This is a genomic window from Bacillus sp. FJAT-27225, from assembly GCF_001685025.1.
Taxonomy (GTDB): Bacteria; Bacillota; Bacilli; order Bacillales; family Cytobacillaceae; genus Bacillus_D.
Genome location: NZ_MAYU01000023.1, coordinates 167310 through 183487, shown reverse-complemented (window position 1 = coordinate 183487; position 16178 = coordinate 167310). Strand labels below are relative to the sequence as shown.

The following is a 16178-nucleotide window of genomic DNA, read 5'->3' as shown; positions in this document are numbered from 1 at the left end:
TAAGTGCCCCCTGGCTTTTCTAGCTTGTGCCAGAAATTTTTAGGTCGGCCCTCTCCGCCGGACTATGTGCTTCCACATACACATCCTCTGCCACCATCCAGTTGTTCACCCATCTATCCCTGGCAGCCTCGCCATCCCGTTCAAGCCCGCGCTTGAGGCGTATATCCCTTGGGCAATCCACCCATATTGTATAATCGTAAAAATCAGCCAGCTCCTTCCGGGTGGAGTAAACTCCTTCAATTATTACAATTCCCCCAACTGGAACCTTATGCCATTCTGCGAGCTTGTCGCTTTCCCAATCATACCGTTGATAATACCCTTCCTGGTTTTCGGAAAGCGGTTGGAGCAACTGCTTCATTACCCTCCTCCAGTCAAGATCAGCACCAATCGGCTTTTCTACTGGAGGAGCATTAATATGTTCATTTGTTGGAAAATAAAAGTCATCAATATGAACAATACTAACGTTGGGCATATCCTCCTGCAGCTTTTTCGCCAGCGTACTCTTTCCAGACCCGCCACAGCCATCTATGCCAAGCAGCAAGGTTGACTGCTTTCGCGGAATTGAACGGACTGAATCGACAATCTCACCAATTATACTCATACCCGCCACACCTTTTATTTAAAGTATCTTAGAGTCTCCTTGTTTTTTCTCCTGACTTAATGATGATTCCGACTTCAATGGATCCACCTGCATAATCCCTCATATTTGAAACGTTGATATCAGTTTCAATCTTTATTGTCGTACTTTCACCGGGACCGACTGATACGTTGTAAGGAGCCCCTTTATTCATAAATGAGACTAGTTGATTTTCATAAAATTCAACTTCAAACCAGACTTCATCCTTGCTGTAATTTTCAAACGAAAGTTCACATTCTCCATGCAAAGTCGTGGCATTGACCATTTCATATGTGCAGTTGCTTCCGGACTTCTTGTAATCAATTGCATAAATGCCTGAAGCAAATGTTTGCTGAAAAGCATTTGCCAGCAGATGGGGGCCTGCCGCAACCATAATAAGGCTGATAACCAATACCCTGCCCTTGTACTGACGAAAGGAATTCACGAAGAAAAAGAGTCCTGTAATCAACATAGCAACACCAATCACCCCGACAACGGAAAAGCCCTCTGCTGTTCTAATCGGCATATTTAAAATTGATTCTCTCGCCTCGCCCAGTGGCTGCTCATCCGGGAAAGGAAAACTTATGGCCATTGCCGCGGCTAAAAGAATAATGCCGATATACAAATACAGCTTATTGGTTATCATTGAAGACCACCGTCCGTTAGATGATTTCATTTCCTTAATTTTACTATATAACCACAATCCTAACTATCAGGAAATTGAGGAATTGTTTCGGACTTATTATTTTGTTATGTTTAGCTGGAGTTAGAATTGAAAGGATTTTCGTTATGTTGCTTCTTAAAAGTATTTTGCTTGGGTTTTCAGTTTCAGCACCGATCGGACCAATTGGCTTGTTGTGTATCCAAAGGACTTTGGATAGGGGAATTGCAGCAGGAATCAGTACAGGACTGGGTGCAGTTACAGCAAATGTAATATACGCCAGCATCGCCGCGCTTGGAATCTCTGCGGTATCCACGTTTTTGCTCGACCAGCAGACACATTTGCGCATAGTGGGGGCAGCGTTCCTAGTCTATTTGGGCATGAAGACTTTTTGGAAAAAGCCTGCCGGGCAGGCAGCGAATCTTTCCGGGGGAAGCCTTTGGAGGATGTATGCTTCTACTTTCTTGCTGATGATTACCAACCCTGTCACGATTCTGAATTTCACTGCTATGTTTGCTGGGCTGGGAATCGAGGGAAGCGGGGGCTCTCAAGGGACTGCTCTCACATTGGTTGCAGGAGTTGCGATTGGTGCGGCGGCATGGTGGATTTTTTTAAGTGTGATGGCAAATGTTTTCCGAACACAAATCACTCCGCACCTTGGGTTGGTGAACAAGCTTGCCGGACTGGTAATTGTGATTCTTGGGGTGGTCTCGCTTATTAGTTTAGTGGATATCTGAGGGCGAAAAGCCGGATTCATCTGGAATCCGGCCTCTTCTTTACTTCTTCCCTTTATCTTTCGCTAAATGGTCGAGGCTTTTAAACGAATAGCCTTTCGCTTTCAGGTCGACAATTACTTTTTCCAAAGCGTCTGCATTGTCCTTCGAAACGGAGTGGAGCAGAATGACTGCGCCAGGGTGGACTTGCTTCATGATGTTGTCATAGGCGTATTGGGCCCCGCGTTGTTGATTAACGTTCCAGTCGACGTAGGCAAGCGACCAGAACACATGGGTATAGCCAGCCTTTTTACTGGCAGCAATTGATCTGTCACTGAATGTTCCGCGCGGCGGTCGGACATATTTCATTTTCTTTTTGCCTGTCAATTCTTCGTAAGCGGCACGTACTTTTTCAAGCTCTTCATTGATTTGCGCATCAGGAATTTTTGTAAAGTCCGGGTGGCCCCACGAATGGTTGCCGACAATATGCCCTTCTTCAACCATCCTTTCAATCCATTCAGGAGCGCTTTCGATGTAGTGGCCAGTCACGAAAAAGGCGGCAGGGACTTTATGCTTCTTCAGGACATCAAGAACCTGGGTTGTATAGCCATTTTCATACCCATTGTCGAATGTCAGGTAAATGACCTTTTCGTCCGGACTTCCTTTGTAAAAAGCTCCGTTCTTTTCGAGAATGGTTTCATATTGCCAGCCGGCATCCGCCTGCATTTCGTTTTTTCCTCGTTTGAAGCCCCAGCCGAAGGATGAACCATTCGTTTCACCTAATGCCATCCCCGGTATGAAGGCAAGAAGGATACTAATTGTAATCAGAAGCATGTACAACTTTTTCATAAAACAATTCCTCCAAACCCAATTTTTCTTTAGTGTTTGGAATCTTTAGCGTTTATAGTATGGCAATATTTTCTCCTGGTGAACTGTTAGGTTAAAACCAATTGAGCTGAAGGATTTCACAAAATATTTCATAGTTCAGCATTTCCCGGGCAATTTCGACAAATAACAAAAAGATGCGGTTCTATTAGGAACCGCACCCTTTCACTGATTATTTAAAGACTGGCTCTTTAAATTGAGCCAATTTTTCCAAGGAGGATTTGTCGACATCTGCATGGAGACTGTTGCCGTGCGCGTCCATTGTGACAACCGCTGTGAAGCCCTCAACTTTTAGATGCCACATGGCTTCTGGTATGCCGAACTGCATGAGGTCAACACCTTCGACCGATTTGATGCAGTCTGCATAGTACTGGGCGGCTCCGCCAATTGCGTTCAGATATACCCCGCCGTGTTCCTTCAGAGCAGCAAGTGTTTTCGGGCCCATTCCGCCTTTGCCAATTACGGCACGGATGCCGAAGCGCTTCATGATATCGCCTTGATACGGTTCTTCGCGAATGCTGGTAGTCGGACCGGCTGCTTTCACATGCCAGTTACCCTCTTCATCTTTTAACATGACCGGGCCGCAATGGTAGATGACCTGCCCGTTCAAATCAACAGGGGAGTCATTTTCCGATAAATATTTATGAATGGCATCCCGCCCTGTATACATCATTCCATTAATTTGAACAACATCTCCGACCTTCAGGCTGCGAATCTGCTCTTCTGTAATTGGTGCCTGAAGAGTGATGACGCTAGGTGCCTCAACAGTCGCGGCTGATTCCGCAGATGCAAGCTGATGCTCTTTGCTGAAGTCGATTTTTTCGCCTTCCTGATACATCCAGTCAATGATTTCTCCAGTTTCCGGATGAACATTGACGCCAAGGCGGCGGAATGCCCAGCAGTTATAGGCTACAGAAACAAAGAAGCTGGCAGGGATCCGGTTCATGACACCAATTTTACAGCCGAGCAGCGTAGTTTCGCCGCCAAAGCCCATTGTGCCGATTCCCAATTTGTTCGCATTCTCGACTACATATTCCTCAAGCTGGCGAAGTTCCTCAATTGGATTCACATCATCATTGGAACGGAAAAGCTGCTCCTTCGCAAGGTCATAGCCTGATGAGCGGTCGCCGCCGATGCCAACTCCGATGAAGCCGGCCGAACAGCCCTGCCCTTGTGCCTGGTAAACGGAGTGCATGATGCATTTCCGGATACCGTCAAGGTCACGGCCGGCGCGTCCAAGTCCCTCCAGTTCACACGGAAGGCTGTACTGAATATTTTTATTTTCACAGCCGCCGCCTTTTAGAATCAGGCGGACATCTATGTAATCGTTTTCCCATTGGTCAAACTTAATGACCGGCGTGCCGCCACCAAGGTTATCGCCGCTATTCTTCCCAGTAAGCGAATCCACCGAGTTCGGACGCATCTTCCCGTCCCTCGTTGCCAAAGCTAATGCTTCGTGGATTGCGGCTTTCAGTTGGATTTGGTTCACGCCAACCGGGGTCTTGATTTTAAACGTTGGCAGCCCTGTATCCTGGCAAATCGGCGAAACGTGCTGATCCGCCATTTGAATATTATTTGTAATGGTCGCAAGGCTCATTGCCGAACGGGTACCTGCATTCTCTCGCTCAGCAGCACCCTGGATCGCCCTGCGCACGTCCTTTGGCAAATTCGTCGATGTTTCAACAATCAGCTTGTACATGCTTTCCTGAAACTTTTCTATGTTCACTTGTCTGCTCCCCCTTGTCCTGAACCAGTCTAGTATGAATTTTGAAACAATTCCATCCTTGTCCATTATACCGCTGATATGTGGGGGATTAAAGTAATTGATTTACATAAAAGCTGGAGAATAAGGAATTTTTACGCTCCCGGATTAGATGTTAATGACCTAATGCGGGACAGATTTTTTATTTTTCTGGACAAACCACTCCGACACAAAAACCCCGCCAATCCCGGCGAGGCAGTTCACGTTTATTTCCGACTTGCATAGTTTCGCCAGTCGATTCCTCTCGCCTCGCACCATTCGCGTACTTCTTTACCAATAACGAGCGGACACCTGGTAAGTTCAACGGGGTTCCTTGCACCGAGCATGGTACAAATGGTTTTGACTTGTTCCTGCCAATGCTCTATCTCTGCAATAGCAAAATCGGTTCCCTCATCCATTACTGCTCTTAGGACAAGGCTTGCCAAACCGATTGCTCTGGCGCCAAGTGACAAGCACTTTACCGCATCAAGGGGGTTTCGGATTCCGCCCGAGGCAAAAACAGTCAGCCGATCCATAAATTCTTGGGCCTCCACCAATGATATAGCGGTTGTCTGGCCCCAGTTTTCCAAATAGGCATATTCCTGGTGGATCCTTCTTTTATTTTCAATGCCAATAAAATTGGTTCCGCCCCGCCCGCTAACGTCTACGTAGGCAACGCCGGCATCATGCAATCTGGCTATCGTCTCCCTGCTCATCCCGAACCCGACTTCTTTGACAATGACAGGTACTCTTACACGGCTTTGTATGTATTCAATCCGCTCAAGCCAGCCGGAAAAGTCGCGCTCCCCCTCCGGCATAATGAGTTCCTGCGGAGCATTCAGATGAATCTGCAGGGCGTTGGCTTCAATCATTTCAACTGCCTTCAACGCAAACTCAGGCGAGGCATCGGCACCGACGTTGGCAAATAGGATCCCTTTCGGATTGGCCTTTCGAACGATTGTATACGTTTCTGCAAGCTGTTCGTTTCTCAGTCCTGCATGCTGTGACCCGACCGCCATCGCCAGCCCTGTTGCTCGAGCTACCTCCGCCAGCTTTTTGTTTATCGTACCAGTCCGGCTGCTGCCGCCAGTCATTGCATTAATATAAAATGGTGTTTCCAGCACAAAGTCTGGCAGATTCACCTGTAAATCAACATCCTTTAGACGAATCTCCGGAAGGGATGTGTGGACAAAGGATAGCTGGTCAAAATGAGAGTCCGCCGGGGTCTCATCCGAAAGGGCCAACCCTATATGTTCATCTTTTCTTTTTTCACGCTTATCTCGTTCTTCTGTCATTGAATTCCCTTCCTTTAACTGGCTCTTTTCGTTAGTTTATAGTATTTGTATACCCACTCAATACCTTATTTTGTACAAGCGCCAAGAAAAAACCCCGCACGAGGCGGGGGTTATACGTCGCGGTTATTAAATTCGCGTACTTTCAATTCGATTTCATCAATTATTTCAAGCAGTCTGTCAATGTCGTCAATATCGGCCTCTTCTGGTTCAATCGCATCCAGCAGGTCCATGAACATATTGAGCCTCTGCTTAAGGAAAACAACTTGCGTATCCTTATCAGTAATATCTTTGCCCAAGTGGTTCGCTCCTTTCGTCTCGTAACCATCCTACCGAAACGGAAACGTTTCGTCCAGTCGTATTATTCCACTATCGGCAAAAAATCAATCCCGGAAGCACTTCCCTCTCTGCTGGAATCTGCAGCCCCTACCATTTCACCGGTTTCACAGTTAAATTGAATAGCCTGTACATTGCCAATCACATGCGGGACTTCTCCGAATTCAAAGTTCATCGACTCAAGCTTCCCTTTTGCGATCATGTCAATCCCTTCCTCCCACGATATCAACTGGCCAGGAGAACAGAAGATACGTGGTTCCTCGATAGCATCTTTCAAATCCATTCCAAAATCGACAATATTGACAATTGTCTGGAACACGGACGCAATGATTGTCGGACCGCCTGGTGAACCAAGCGTCAATACCGGTTCACCATCCTTAAATAAAATCGTAGGACACTTGCAGCTGACGGGGCGTTTTCCTGGGGCAGGCTCATTAATTCCCCCAGGACGCGGGTCAAAATCAGTAAGCTCATTATTTAAAAAGAACCCGTAACCTGGCACAAGGATCCCCGTCCCAAACGGGTGTTCAACAGTCGAAGTGCATGCTACAATATTTCCGAAAGCGTCAGCTACGGTAAAGTGGGTTGTCTCACTTTGTTCAGCGTCCATTGGCTGCCTGATAACCTTTGGCCCAGGTCTTCCTTCAAATTTCCATGGGTTCCCAAAATCGATATCCTGATTGCGAAATTCAAAATCAATATACTTCAGCCGTTCGGCGAGATAGCGCTCATCACCAAGTCCCTTTAATGGAATATCTGTGAAGCGGGGATCTCCCATATAGGCTATTTTATCCGAGAAGGCAAGCCGCATCGTTTCTGCAAACAAATAATATTTTTCCCAGGAATGGAGGCCGTACGATTTTAAATCGTATTTTTCCAGTAGTTTGAGAATATAAAGGAGGATTGGCCCTCCTGCTGTCGGAGGGCTGGCGGCCGCAATCTCATAGCCCCGGTACGTGCCACGGACTGGCTGGTCGATAGTATGACGATAATTTTTCAAATCATCAAGCGTTATGAACCCGCCTAATTCCTGAAGGGTGTTGACGATTGCCTTAGCAATTTCACCTTCATAAAAAGCTTCGACTCCTTCTTTTCCGATAAGGCGGAAGGTCCTTGCGAGTTCTGGCTTCTTGAGGATATGTCCTTCTTTAATGCTCTCAGCAAAGTATAACTTTTTGGCTTCTTCGCCAAGACGATACTGGAACTTATCAAGCATATCGATATGAACCCAGTTCATAGGCACGCCTTCTTCACACGCTTTGGCAGCTGGTTCGACAAGCTCGGAAAGCGGCTTTGTTCCATATTCCATCAAGGCTGCATCCATTGCTTTCAAAATGCCAGGAATGCCGACCGCAGTGGCATGAGTCGAGCGTTTTTTGAAATCAATGATTTCGCCGTGTTCATCCAGGAACATCTCAGGGTGCGCCGCAGCAGGTGCCTGGGAATGGCCGTCGAAGATTTTTATTTTTCCGCTTTCCTTGTGATAAACCATAAAAAATCCTGAACCACCGATTCCGGTATTCGATGGTTCACCAACATTGAGGGCAAACTGAATGGCGACTGCTGCATCAATCGCATTGCCCCCATCTTCTAGTACATTTTTACCGATCTCGGTTGCAAGTGGATGGGCTGTCGCTACCATCCCAAATTTTCCTTTTGCCGTTTCTCTTTCTGGCAAACATCTATATGAACGTGGCAATTTAATTTCCCCTTCCATACTAAATACCTATGCATATCTGTACCCGGGAGTTCTCTAGCTGAAACTGGGCGAGGCTGGCAGAAGTTTTTTTGAAGCGGATTAGAGTTGCAGTACTTAGTTTGATGGGTGGAATGGAGTTTGTCCTAATTAATTTATTTTCTGTCTTAATAAGCTTAGAAACTGTCTTAATAATTGTGGAATCTGTCCTAATTATCGAAAAAGTTGTCCTGATTATGTGAAAAAGTGTCCTAATCCTGTCTTGTTTCAAAAATCAAAAAAACCAGCAGGAGCACTCCTGCTGGTTTTCAATTCAACTTCATTATTAATAATTTTTCTTTTCGTCTTCGTCATGGAATGGGGATTCCTGGCCGCCAGTTGTGTGTGTTCCATCCTGGTTGTCATAGCCAAGTCCGCCAGAACCGTCTGGAGTCGCATTAGCATCGCCGCCAACTACATCTTCAATTGAACCGGTTGTGTTGCCCATTCCATAGTCAGTTGTGGTGGTGCTATCTCCATAGGAAGATGTAGAGCTTGTCCCTGTTAACGATCCGGAAGCTTCCCCAAGGTGCGTTCCGGTGGAGCCTGCCATTGCACTAGGTGACGTGCTGCCTGATGTTGACCCACCTGATGTATCGGGAACTGCGCTTTTTAGCTCAGTGCCAGCCTCGGCTACCTTTGAGCCGATTGACTTCACTTCGCCCTTAACCCCCATCACTGTGTCGATGGCTTCCTTTGAAATATCCTTTACCTCGGATACCTTGCCAAACAAGTCTCCGTTCACGCGGTCATATAATGCCTGCGCATCCGATATCGCTTCCTTTAGAACATTGGATGCCTGCTGAAATTGATTCATCATCTGATCTTTCACTTCAGTTGGGTTGCTTTTTACCTCAGTAAACATATTCTTGGATGTGTCTTTCAGATTGGTTGCTGTTTCCTTCAGGCTGCTTCGGGTGGACGAATCTAGCAGTGTCAGGATTCCCCCGATTACTCCTCCAATGACAATTCCTTTTAGCAGCTTGCTGTTTTTTTCATTCTCCGTGTAGCTATAAGACTGGTTATAAGACTGATTTTGATTTTCGAATTCATTCATGTGGTTCCCTCCTCAATCCTAATTAGTAAAGTTTGACCTGTTTGTGTATTTCCCGGATTGGAGGGAAGCTAAACAACTGATTTGCATATCCCCTCCTCTTTCAGCAAGGGTAAAAAATCCTATTTTTCGACAAAGGATGAGTTGGATTAGGAATTTATCGGTAGATTTTTTACGTATAAACGAAAACCCCGCCGATTCTTGGCGGGGTTTTGCATCGGAGTAATTTACTTGCTCCGCACCTATCATTTCACAAAGTTTACCGATTCTAAACTAACCTACCTTGGCCGTTCGCTTGCGGCAAAGCTAAAGGAAACATAGTCCTGAATTGGAATCCAGGCTCCGATTCCCTGGGAGGTTACATTTTTAATAACGAGCGATTTTTTGTTTCCTTTTAAGACAAGGTATACCTCGCCATAGGTGATTTTTCCTTTTTCATTGATGGCTGGCGCATAAGCATACAGGTAGCCAAGGCGTTTGCGCGGAATATTATAGATCTGATCCTTTTTGGTGCCTAAGCCAACAACGGTCTCGAATGCGAGTGGCAGTTTTGTTTTGCTCGATGCTTTAATTAACATCATCCGCTTTACTTCATCGGCATTCGGAATCTTGGCTGTCAGCCCTCCCTTGATGACCTTTTGTGATTCCTGGACATAATGGATTTGGTATGGCTTCTGGCCGCCGCGGTTGTCGTAATAGTTGGTGTTGATTTTCTGAAATTCCCAGTTTGGCGAGGTTTCAGCTGACTCGTAATTTAGCGGCCATTGGCCTAAATAGATAATAGCCTTGTAGCCAAACGCAAACGGTGTACCATTAATGGTTGTCTCATTGAGCATCCGGATTAGGTTCGGATTTTCAATATTTACCTTGGTGGAATCAATAAGCCTTTGGGCTAGCTCACTTGGCTGGAGGAGCGGTTCATCCTGATTTGGGTTTGGGTACGTATTTTCCTTGGTGATATTCATAGCCCCTTCAGGAACAACCGTCTTTGAACCCATTTTTTCAGCCAAAGCTGGAGAAATAACAGCAAGCGCCATTGTAACAGTTAGAATAATCGCAGCTATTTTTTTCACAAAAAGAACTCCTTTCAACGAAGTGCATTTGTTTGCACTTAGTGTTATCGGAGTTCGAGAATATTATCCCATTTTACAGAATTAGAATTGTTCCTTTTTCAACTCTGTGCTTGCAAGCATCTTTTGAAAAAGCCGTTCGAATGGCGGGAAAAAAAAGTTGATGATGGGACCAATAGCAAATGTGACGATGAGAGTCCCAACCCCAATCGGCCCCCCGGCGAGCAGGGCCAATACAAGCGCAAAAAGTTCCGTGGCTGTTTTTGCGGCAGTAATGTTGAGATTGAAGCGTTTCTTGATGCCCATCATGAAGTTATCAATTGGCAGCAGCGGAAATTTCGCCTGCAAGTAGATTGCTGCCCCAAAGCCGATAATGACCAATCCCAATAAAAAGCCTATCATTTTAGCCATATACGCGTCCGGACTCCACCCGTTCAAGACGTACAGCATCCAAACATCAATCATAGGGCCGACCGTAAAGAGCAGGAGTACCGCAAGCAGCTCTGGTTTCCGCCTGTGAAGGAACGCGTTTATAACCATTAGGATCGCTGCTACAATCATTACCCAATTGCCCACAGTAAGGCCAAACGTTTTCGATAAGCCGACATTTAGTGCATCCCAGGCCCCAGCTCCCACATTCGCGACAATTGTCAGGGAAACCCCAAAGGTTAAAATCATGAGGCCGATAATAAAGAATAGTATTCTGTAGAAAATTGCCATCATTTTCCCCTTAAAAAATAATAATCTGAATGTTTACAAAAATTAAATAATATTGTATACTTGCCTTATCTTATTCAAAGGAGGGCAGAATCAATCGCTCAATCAAACCTAAGAAGGAGGCGGGAATACACTAATTTATGTTAACTGACATTAATTTTACCATATTATGTGAGAAGGTTGGTGGTCGTTCCCAAAATAAAGCGACTTGATTGATACCCTGATCATAAAAATGAAAAAAATACTTAACCAAAGATGACTCCAGGCCAATTTCAAAAGGCCTGGAGTCATTGTTGTTTTAGAAATTGAAAGTGTTCTTAAGCAAGGCACTCAAGGACATTTCATGATGACAATAATGTGAAAATGTTCTTGAACAAGTCGCTCAAGGACATTTCATGGTGACAGTATAGTGAAAATGTCCTTGAACTAGGCGCTCGAGGACATTCCAAGGTTGCAGAAATAGTTCGATCCTTTCATTAAAGAAGGAAAAATCCTATTCCCATGATGACATAGGCGGCGAGCAAGGTTAATCCTTCAAACCAGTTTGATTCACCATCATTGGAGATAATGACCATTAACAGGACTGATGACACCATCGCGACCAATTCGGGAAGTGTAAAGACGAGCGGCATTTTATTAGCAAATAACAAGGATATTAGGACAAGTACTGGTGCAACGAACATGGCAATCTGCAAGGTAGAGCCAATTGCAATTTCGACGGCAATGTCCATTTTGTTTTTATAAGCAAATATAATTGCTGATGCGTGCTCGGCAGCATTCCCAACAATTGCGACAATAATAACCCCAATAAACAGTTCCGTCCAACCGAACGAATGGGCGACTGCCTCAAAGGTATGGACAAGGTTCTCCGACACATATGCGACTGCAACAGTAGCCAGCGCAAGAATGAGAATTGCCTTCCCTTTGCTCCACTCAGGCTCTTCATGGCTATGGCTGGTGTTATTTTCGGATTGATAAACCCCACGGTGAGTAACAAGCTTGAAAAATAGTGCTGCAAGGTAAAGAGCGATTAGAATGATTGAAATGCCAATACTTAAGGAAATGGTCTTGCTTTCACTCATCCCCATTGAAAAAACTTCAGGAATGACGAAGGCAACAACAACTGCAAACATCAGGAGCCCGGAGTTATGGCGGGCGTCATGGACATTAAACGTCTGGCGTTTGAATTTGATTCCGCCTATAAAAAATGAAAGCCCGGCAACCAGCAGGAGGTTGCCCAGTACCGAACCGGTGAGTGACGCAAGTACAACGCCTGTCAGCCCGGCCTTTAGCGCAAAAATGGAGATAATCAGTTCGACAGCATTTCCGAAAGTAGCGTTAAGCAACCCGCCAATCCTTGGGCCGGTTACAATCGCAAGACTTTCGGTCGCACGTCCCATATAACTTGCCAAAGCCACGATCGTCAAACAGTAAATGACAAACAAGATCGTACTTGGCCATTCCATTAGGCTTCCGATGACTGAAAGCGGGACCCCAACGAAGGTCATAATCATAAACACTTTATTGGCCATATTTACTCCCTCTCATTCTTTTCCAAATATGTTCCCAATTTATATACCCGCGTTATTGCTTATTATTCTAGTCTCTCATTTTGAGGTCCAGCTAATACAGATGTCTCCCTGCATACTGCTATTTAAGGCTGCCGGACTGTATCCTAAAATCGAGCCATCCGTATGAGAAGTCTCAAATTCACGCCCTCCTCTGTAATTTTCCCACCTCATTCCTAAAAAGGAATTATTTCACTGTTTAGAGAGTACCGCAAATCGAGTTGATGGGAAAGTTTTTTTGATAAAAAAGAGTTCCTAAATTTTTGCTTGCAAACCCCCTCCACAACAGATACCATCAACATCATGTAATCTATTAACAATCGAGGTTTAGGCTTATGAAAAATACACCTGCGGGACACTTTTGGATTCTTGTCAGTACGGTCGGGGTTTCCGGCTTGTCACAGGGAATGCTGCTTCCACTTGTGGCCATTATTTTAGAAAGGGAAGGATTTTCTTCCTTATCAAACGGCATTAACGCAATGGCACTGTATATCGCCATCCTGCTTGTTTCACCATTCATGGAGGGGCCGCTAAGACGGTTTGGATACAAGCCAATCATGCTTGCCGGGGGGATAACCGTCGTAATTGCACTCGCCCTGTTCCCTGCATGGAAAAGCTTCTGGTTTTGGTTTCTCCTCCGGTTTGCGATTGGGATAGGCGACCATTTCCTGCATTTTAGCGCGCAGACATGGATTACTGCGGCCTCCCCTGCAAATAGGCGTGGCCGAAATATTTCCCTATACGGACTTTTCTTCGGAATTGGCTTTGCTGCCGGCCCGATCATGACACGGCTGGTCTCTATAAACGAGGCACTTCCGTTTATGATTTCTTCAGCTTTATCGCTTCTGTCATGGCTGTTCGTATGGCTGCTCAGGAATGATTTTCCCGAGTCGGATGGCAGTGTGACCAGTACTTATAGAGGATCATTCTCACGATTCGGGCAGGTCCTGAAATTCGCCTGGGTTTCACTGCTTCCTCCGCTTGGGTATGGTTTCCTTGAAGCATCATTAAATGGAAACTTCCCGGTTCTCGCATTGAGGAATGGTCTTGATGTTTCAGCCGTTTCCATCATCTTGCCTGCATTTTCAATTGGCGGTATCCTCTTTCAGTTCCCGCTCGGGGTATTGAGCGATAAATATGGCAGGCGGAATGTCCTGATGGGAATCATGCTGACAGGGTTCTTTTGCTTCATTGCAGCCGGAATTTTTTATGATTCTGCACTTGGGCTTCTCATCACATTTTTCTTAGCCGGGATGGCTGTTGGAACAACATTTTCACTTGGGATCAGCTATATGGCGGACCTGCTTCCAAGGCAGCTCCTTCCGGCAGGAAATATTATGTGCGGAGTTTTCTTTAGTCTCGGCAGTGTTAGCGGACCTTTTTTCGGAGGGCTTGCGATTCAGCTGTTTGAAGGCGGAAGTTTCTTCTACTTAATAAGCGCGATTTTATTGGTCATATTTATGTCACTGGCCCTTTTTAAACAACCTAGCCCTGCCAAAGGCTAATTATGTGTTCATGTGAATAGAATAATAGTAGATTCATAACATGTATTCCTTTTCAAATAACAATTCCCATGATAGAATAATTCTAAATAAGAAACCAAATGCTTTATGCTGCTATTCTCCCTTGGATAGCGGCTTTCGTCTTTTTATAGGGTTAATGAGGTTGAATATTATTCTCAATTAGAGGGGAGAAATTGAAAATGGAAGCGCGTATTCAAGTAAATGCCAAAGGAAAAGAAGAACCTGGCTTTTTTGAAAAGTTTGCAGTGCATGCAGAGCTGATTTGTGCGGCAATGAGCGGCATCCTGATATTGGCCGGCTGGCTCCTTGAAGGAACTCCAAGTATTGTTTCCTATCTTGCTGCCTTTGTAATCGGGGGATACTTCAAAGCGAAGGAAGGCATCGAAGCAACGATTGAGAACAAGGAATTAAATGTCGAAATGCTAATGGTGTTTGCGGCGATCGGTTCGGCAATTATTGGCTATTGGGCTGAAGGTGCGATTTTAATTTTTATTTTCGCTGTCAGCGGTGCGCTTGAATCGTACACCATGAACAAAAGCCATAAGGAAATTTCGGCGCTGATGGAACTTCAGCCTGAAGAGGCACTGCTTATCAAGAATGGCGTTGAGCGGCGGGTCCCTGTTTCCGAACTTCGGATTGGCGACAGTATTTTAGTAAAACCAGGCGAGCGTGTGCCTGCCGATGGAGTGATTCAAAAAGGTGAATCGAGTATCGACCAGGCTGCGATTACCGGGGAATCCATTCCTGTGGAAAAGAGCTTCCATGATGAGGTATTCTCAGGAACCGTGAACCTGTCCGGGGCAATTACGGTTGAAGTAACGAAATCGAGTACCGATACACTTTTTTCAAAAATTATCGAGCTTGTGCAAAGCGCGCAGAGTGAGAAATCCCCTTCCCAGCTGTTCATTGAAAAATTCGAAGGCAAGTATGTAAAGATTGTCCTGCTGGCGGTCGTTTTGATGATGTTCCTTCCGCACTATCTGCTCGGCTGGGGCTGGCAGGAAACATTTTACCGGGCCATGGTGCTGCTCGTTGTGGCTTCCCCATGCGCGCTTGTCGCATCGATCATGCCCGCTACCCTTTCGGCGATCTCCAATGGTGCCCGGAACGGGATTCTTGTGAAAGGCGGCGTTCACCTTGAGAACCTGGCGAATCTGAACGCGATTGCGTTTGATAAGACCGGCACCTTGACGAAAGGCAAGCCGGAAGTAACTGCATTTCTTGCAGCAGAAGGCTTTTCACGCGAGGAGCTTCTCTGGAAGCTTGCTTCAATCGAGAACCAATCAAACCATCCGCTCGCGAAGGCGATTGTTTCTTTTTCTAAAAAAGAAATTTCAACGCCATTGGTTGAGCCTGATAAAATGGAAGACCAGCCAGGCTGGGGGATTACTGCTGAACTTGACGGTGAAGCGTGGAAAATCGGCAAAGCCAGCTTTATTGGCAAGGATGCTGTTGCCGGGTTGGCTGGCGAAAACGCTGGCCGGCTTGCAGCGGAAGGTAATACGCTGGTGTTCATCTCGATTGACGATGTACCGGCCGGTATGCTTGCGCTAAAAGATGTTGTCCGCGACAGGACAAAAGCTGCGATTGGCGAGCTTGCCGCGGAGGGCGTCCACACAGTGATGCTCACCGGAGACAGCGAGACGACGGCAAAGGCGATTGCCGGTGAAAGCGGCGTTGACGAATACTTTGCAGAATGCCTTCCTGAGGAAAAGGTCGACCGCCTGAAAGGGCTGATGGGCCGCTACCAAACGGTTGCCATGGTCGGCGATGGGATTAACGACGCACCTGCGCTTGCAACGGCAAACGTCGGGATTGCGATGGGCGAAGGTACGGATGTCGCGCTTGAAACGGCCGATGTGGTCCTGATGAAAAATGACTTGCCGAAGATTGCCGAGGCAATTCGGTTGTCGCGCCGGATGAACCGAATCATCAAGCAAAATATCGTATTCTCGATCGTGGTCATTGCGGTGTTGATTTCTTCAAACTTCCTGCAGCTGCTCGACCTGCCGTATGGCGTAATCGGACATGAAGGAAGTACAATTCTTGTTATTTTAAATAGCTTGCGGCTGTTGAAGTCGTAATGAGAACTGGGTGTCCAATCGATGAGTGGGACACCCAGTTTATTAGTTTCACAGCTTCTCTTAAAAAGGTTTTGGTGGACATTTCGGGTGTCTCAAGCTGTAGCATTGTCCACTAATCAGGGGTTCGTGGACACTTTGGGTTACCTAGGCCTAGGAATTGTCCACCAAACAGGGTTTCGCGGA

Annotated in this window: 14 protein-coding genes; 3 read left to right on the top strand and 11 right to left on the bottom strand. The window is 46.0% G+C overall.

From position 1 onward, the window contains the following. Positions 1 to 19 precede the first annotated feature (19 nt). Together A8F94_RS19805 and A8F94_RS19800 are read right to left on the bottom strand one after the other, a co-directional pair. Positions 20 to 601: a uridine kinase family protein gene (locus A8F94_RS19805; protein ID WP_066204395.1), complete on the bottom strand. Its 582-nt coding sequence runs from the start codon at positions 599 to 601 to the stop codon at positions 20 to 22. Positions 602 to 629: 28 nt separating this feature from the next. Further along, a complete protein-coding gene (locus tag A8F94_RS19800) occupies positions 630 to 1262 on the bottom strand; it encodes a hypothetical protein (protein WP_066204393.1) in 633 nt (210 codons plus the stop codon). A 143-nt stretch (positions 1263 to 1405) separates the two neighbouring features. Between A8F94_RS19800 and A8F94_RS19795 the strand changes: the two genes are divergently transcribed. Next, positions 1406 to 2014 (top strand): LysE family translocator, encoded by a 609-nt coding sequence (locus tag A8F94_RS19795; protein ID WP_066204391.1) that lies wholly within the window; start codon positions 1406 to 1408, stop codon positions 2012 to 2014. 39 nt (positions 2015 to 2053) lie between these two features. Here A8F94_RS19795 and pdaA read toward each other — a convergent pair whose 3' ends face one another. The 9 genes from pdaA to cax all read right to left on the bottom strand — a co-directional run bounded on the left by pdaA (position 2054) and on the right by cax (position 12352). Next, positions 2054 to 2839, bottom strand: a complete 786-nt coding sequence (gene pdaA / locus A8F94_RS19790) for a delta-lactam-biosynthetic de-N-acetylase (protein ID WP_066204389.1) — start codon at positions 2837 to 2839, stop codon at positions 2054 to 2056. 208 nt (positions 2840 to 3047) lie between these two features. Next, on the bottom strand, positions 3048 to 4595 hold the full coding sequence (locus A8F94_RS19785) for a fumarate hydratase (RefSeq protein ID WP_175384488.1): 1548 nt from the start codon (positions 4593 to 4595) through the stop codon (positions 3048 to 3050). 248 nt (positions 4596 to 4843) lie between these two features. Beyond that, positions 4844 to 5911 (bottom strand): type 2 isopentenyl-diphosphate Delta-isomerase, encoded by a 1068-nt coding sequence (fni, locus tag A8F94_RS19780; protein WP_066204381.1) that lies wholly within the window; start codon positions 5909 to 5911, stop codon positions 4844 to 4846. 110 nt (positions 5912 to 6021) lie between these two features. Beyond that, positions 6022 to 6207 carry an SE1561 family protein gene (locus tag A8F94_RS19775; RefSeq protein ID WP_066204380.1) on the bottom strand — a complete coding sequence of 62 codons (186 nt, stop codon included), beginning with the start codon at positions 6205 to 6207 and terminating at the stop codon, positions 6022 to 6024. A 62-nt stretch (positions 6208 to 6269) separates the two neighbouring features. Continuing rightward, positions 6270 to 7943 carry a gamma-glutamyltransferase gene (gene ggt / locus A8F94_RS19770; RefSeq protein WP_254660911.1) on the bottom strand — a complete coding sequence of 558 codons (1674 nt, stop codon included), beginning with the start codon at positions 7941 to 7943 and terminating at the stop codon, positions 6270 to 6272. 322 nt (positions 7944 to 8265) lie between these two features. Beyond that, positions 8266 to 9036 (bottom strand): hypothetical protein, encoded by a 771-nt coding sequence (locus tag A8F94_RS25935; protein ID WP_066204376.1) that lies wholly within the window; start codon positions 9034 to 9036, stop codon positions 8266 to 8268. Between the two features lie 275 nt (positions 9037 to 9311). Then, complete coding sequence (locus A8F94_RS19760) at positions 9312 to 10031, bottom strand: YfkD family protein (protein WP_441294209.1); 720 nt, start codon at positions 10029 to 10031, stop codon at positions 9312 to 9314. A 156-nt stretch (positions 10032 to 10187) separates the two neighbouring features. After that, positions 10188 to 10823 carry a YczE/YyaS/YitT family protein gene (locus A8F94_RS19755; RefSeq protein ID WP_066204374.1) on the bottom strand — a complete coding sequence of 212 codons (636 nt, stop codon included), beginning with the start codon at positions 10821 to 10823 and terminating at the stop codon, positions 10188 to 10190. A gap of 473 nt (positions 10824 to 11296) precedes the next feature. Next, entirely contained in the window at positions 11297 to 12352 is a 1056-nt protein-coding gene (gene cax / locus A8F94_RS19750; protein WP_066204372.1) for a calcium/proton exchanger, read from the bottom strand. A gap of 371 nt (positions 12353 to 12723) precedes the next feature. Here cax and A8F94_RS19745 point away from each other — a divergent pair, with 371 nt between their 5' ends. Together A8F94_RS19745 and A8F94_RS19740 are read left to right on the top strand one after the other, a co-directional pair. After that, positions 12724 to 13893, top strand: a complete 1170-nt coding sequence (locus tag A8F94_RS19745; protein ID WP_066204371.1) for an MFS transporter — start codon at positions 12724 to 12726, stop codon at positions 13891 to 13893. A gap of 197 nt (positions 13894 to 14090) precedes the next feature. Then, entirely contained in the window at positions 14091 to 15995 is a 1905-nt protein-coding gene (locus A8F94_RS19740) for a heavy metal translocating P-type ATPase (RefSeq protein ID WP_139070145.1), read from the top strand. The last annotated feature ends 183 nt before the right edge of the window (positions 15996 to 16178 follow it).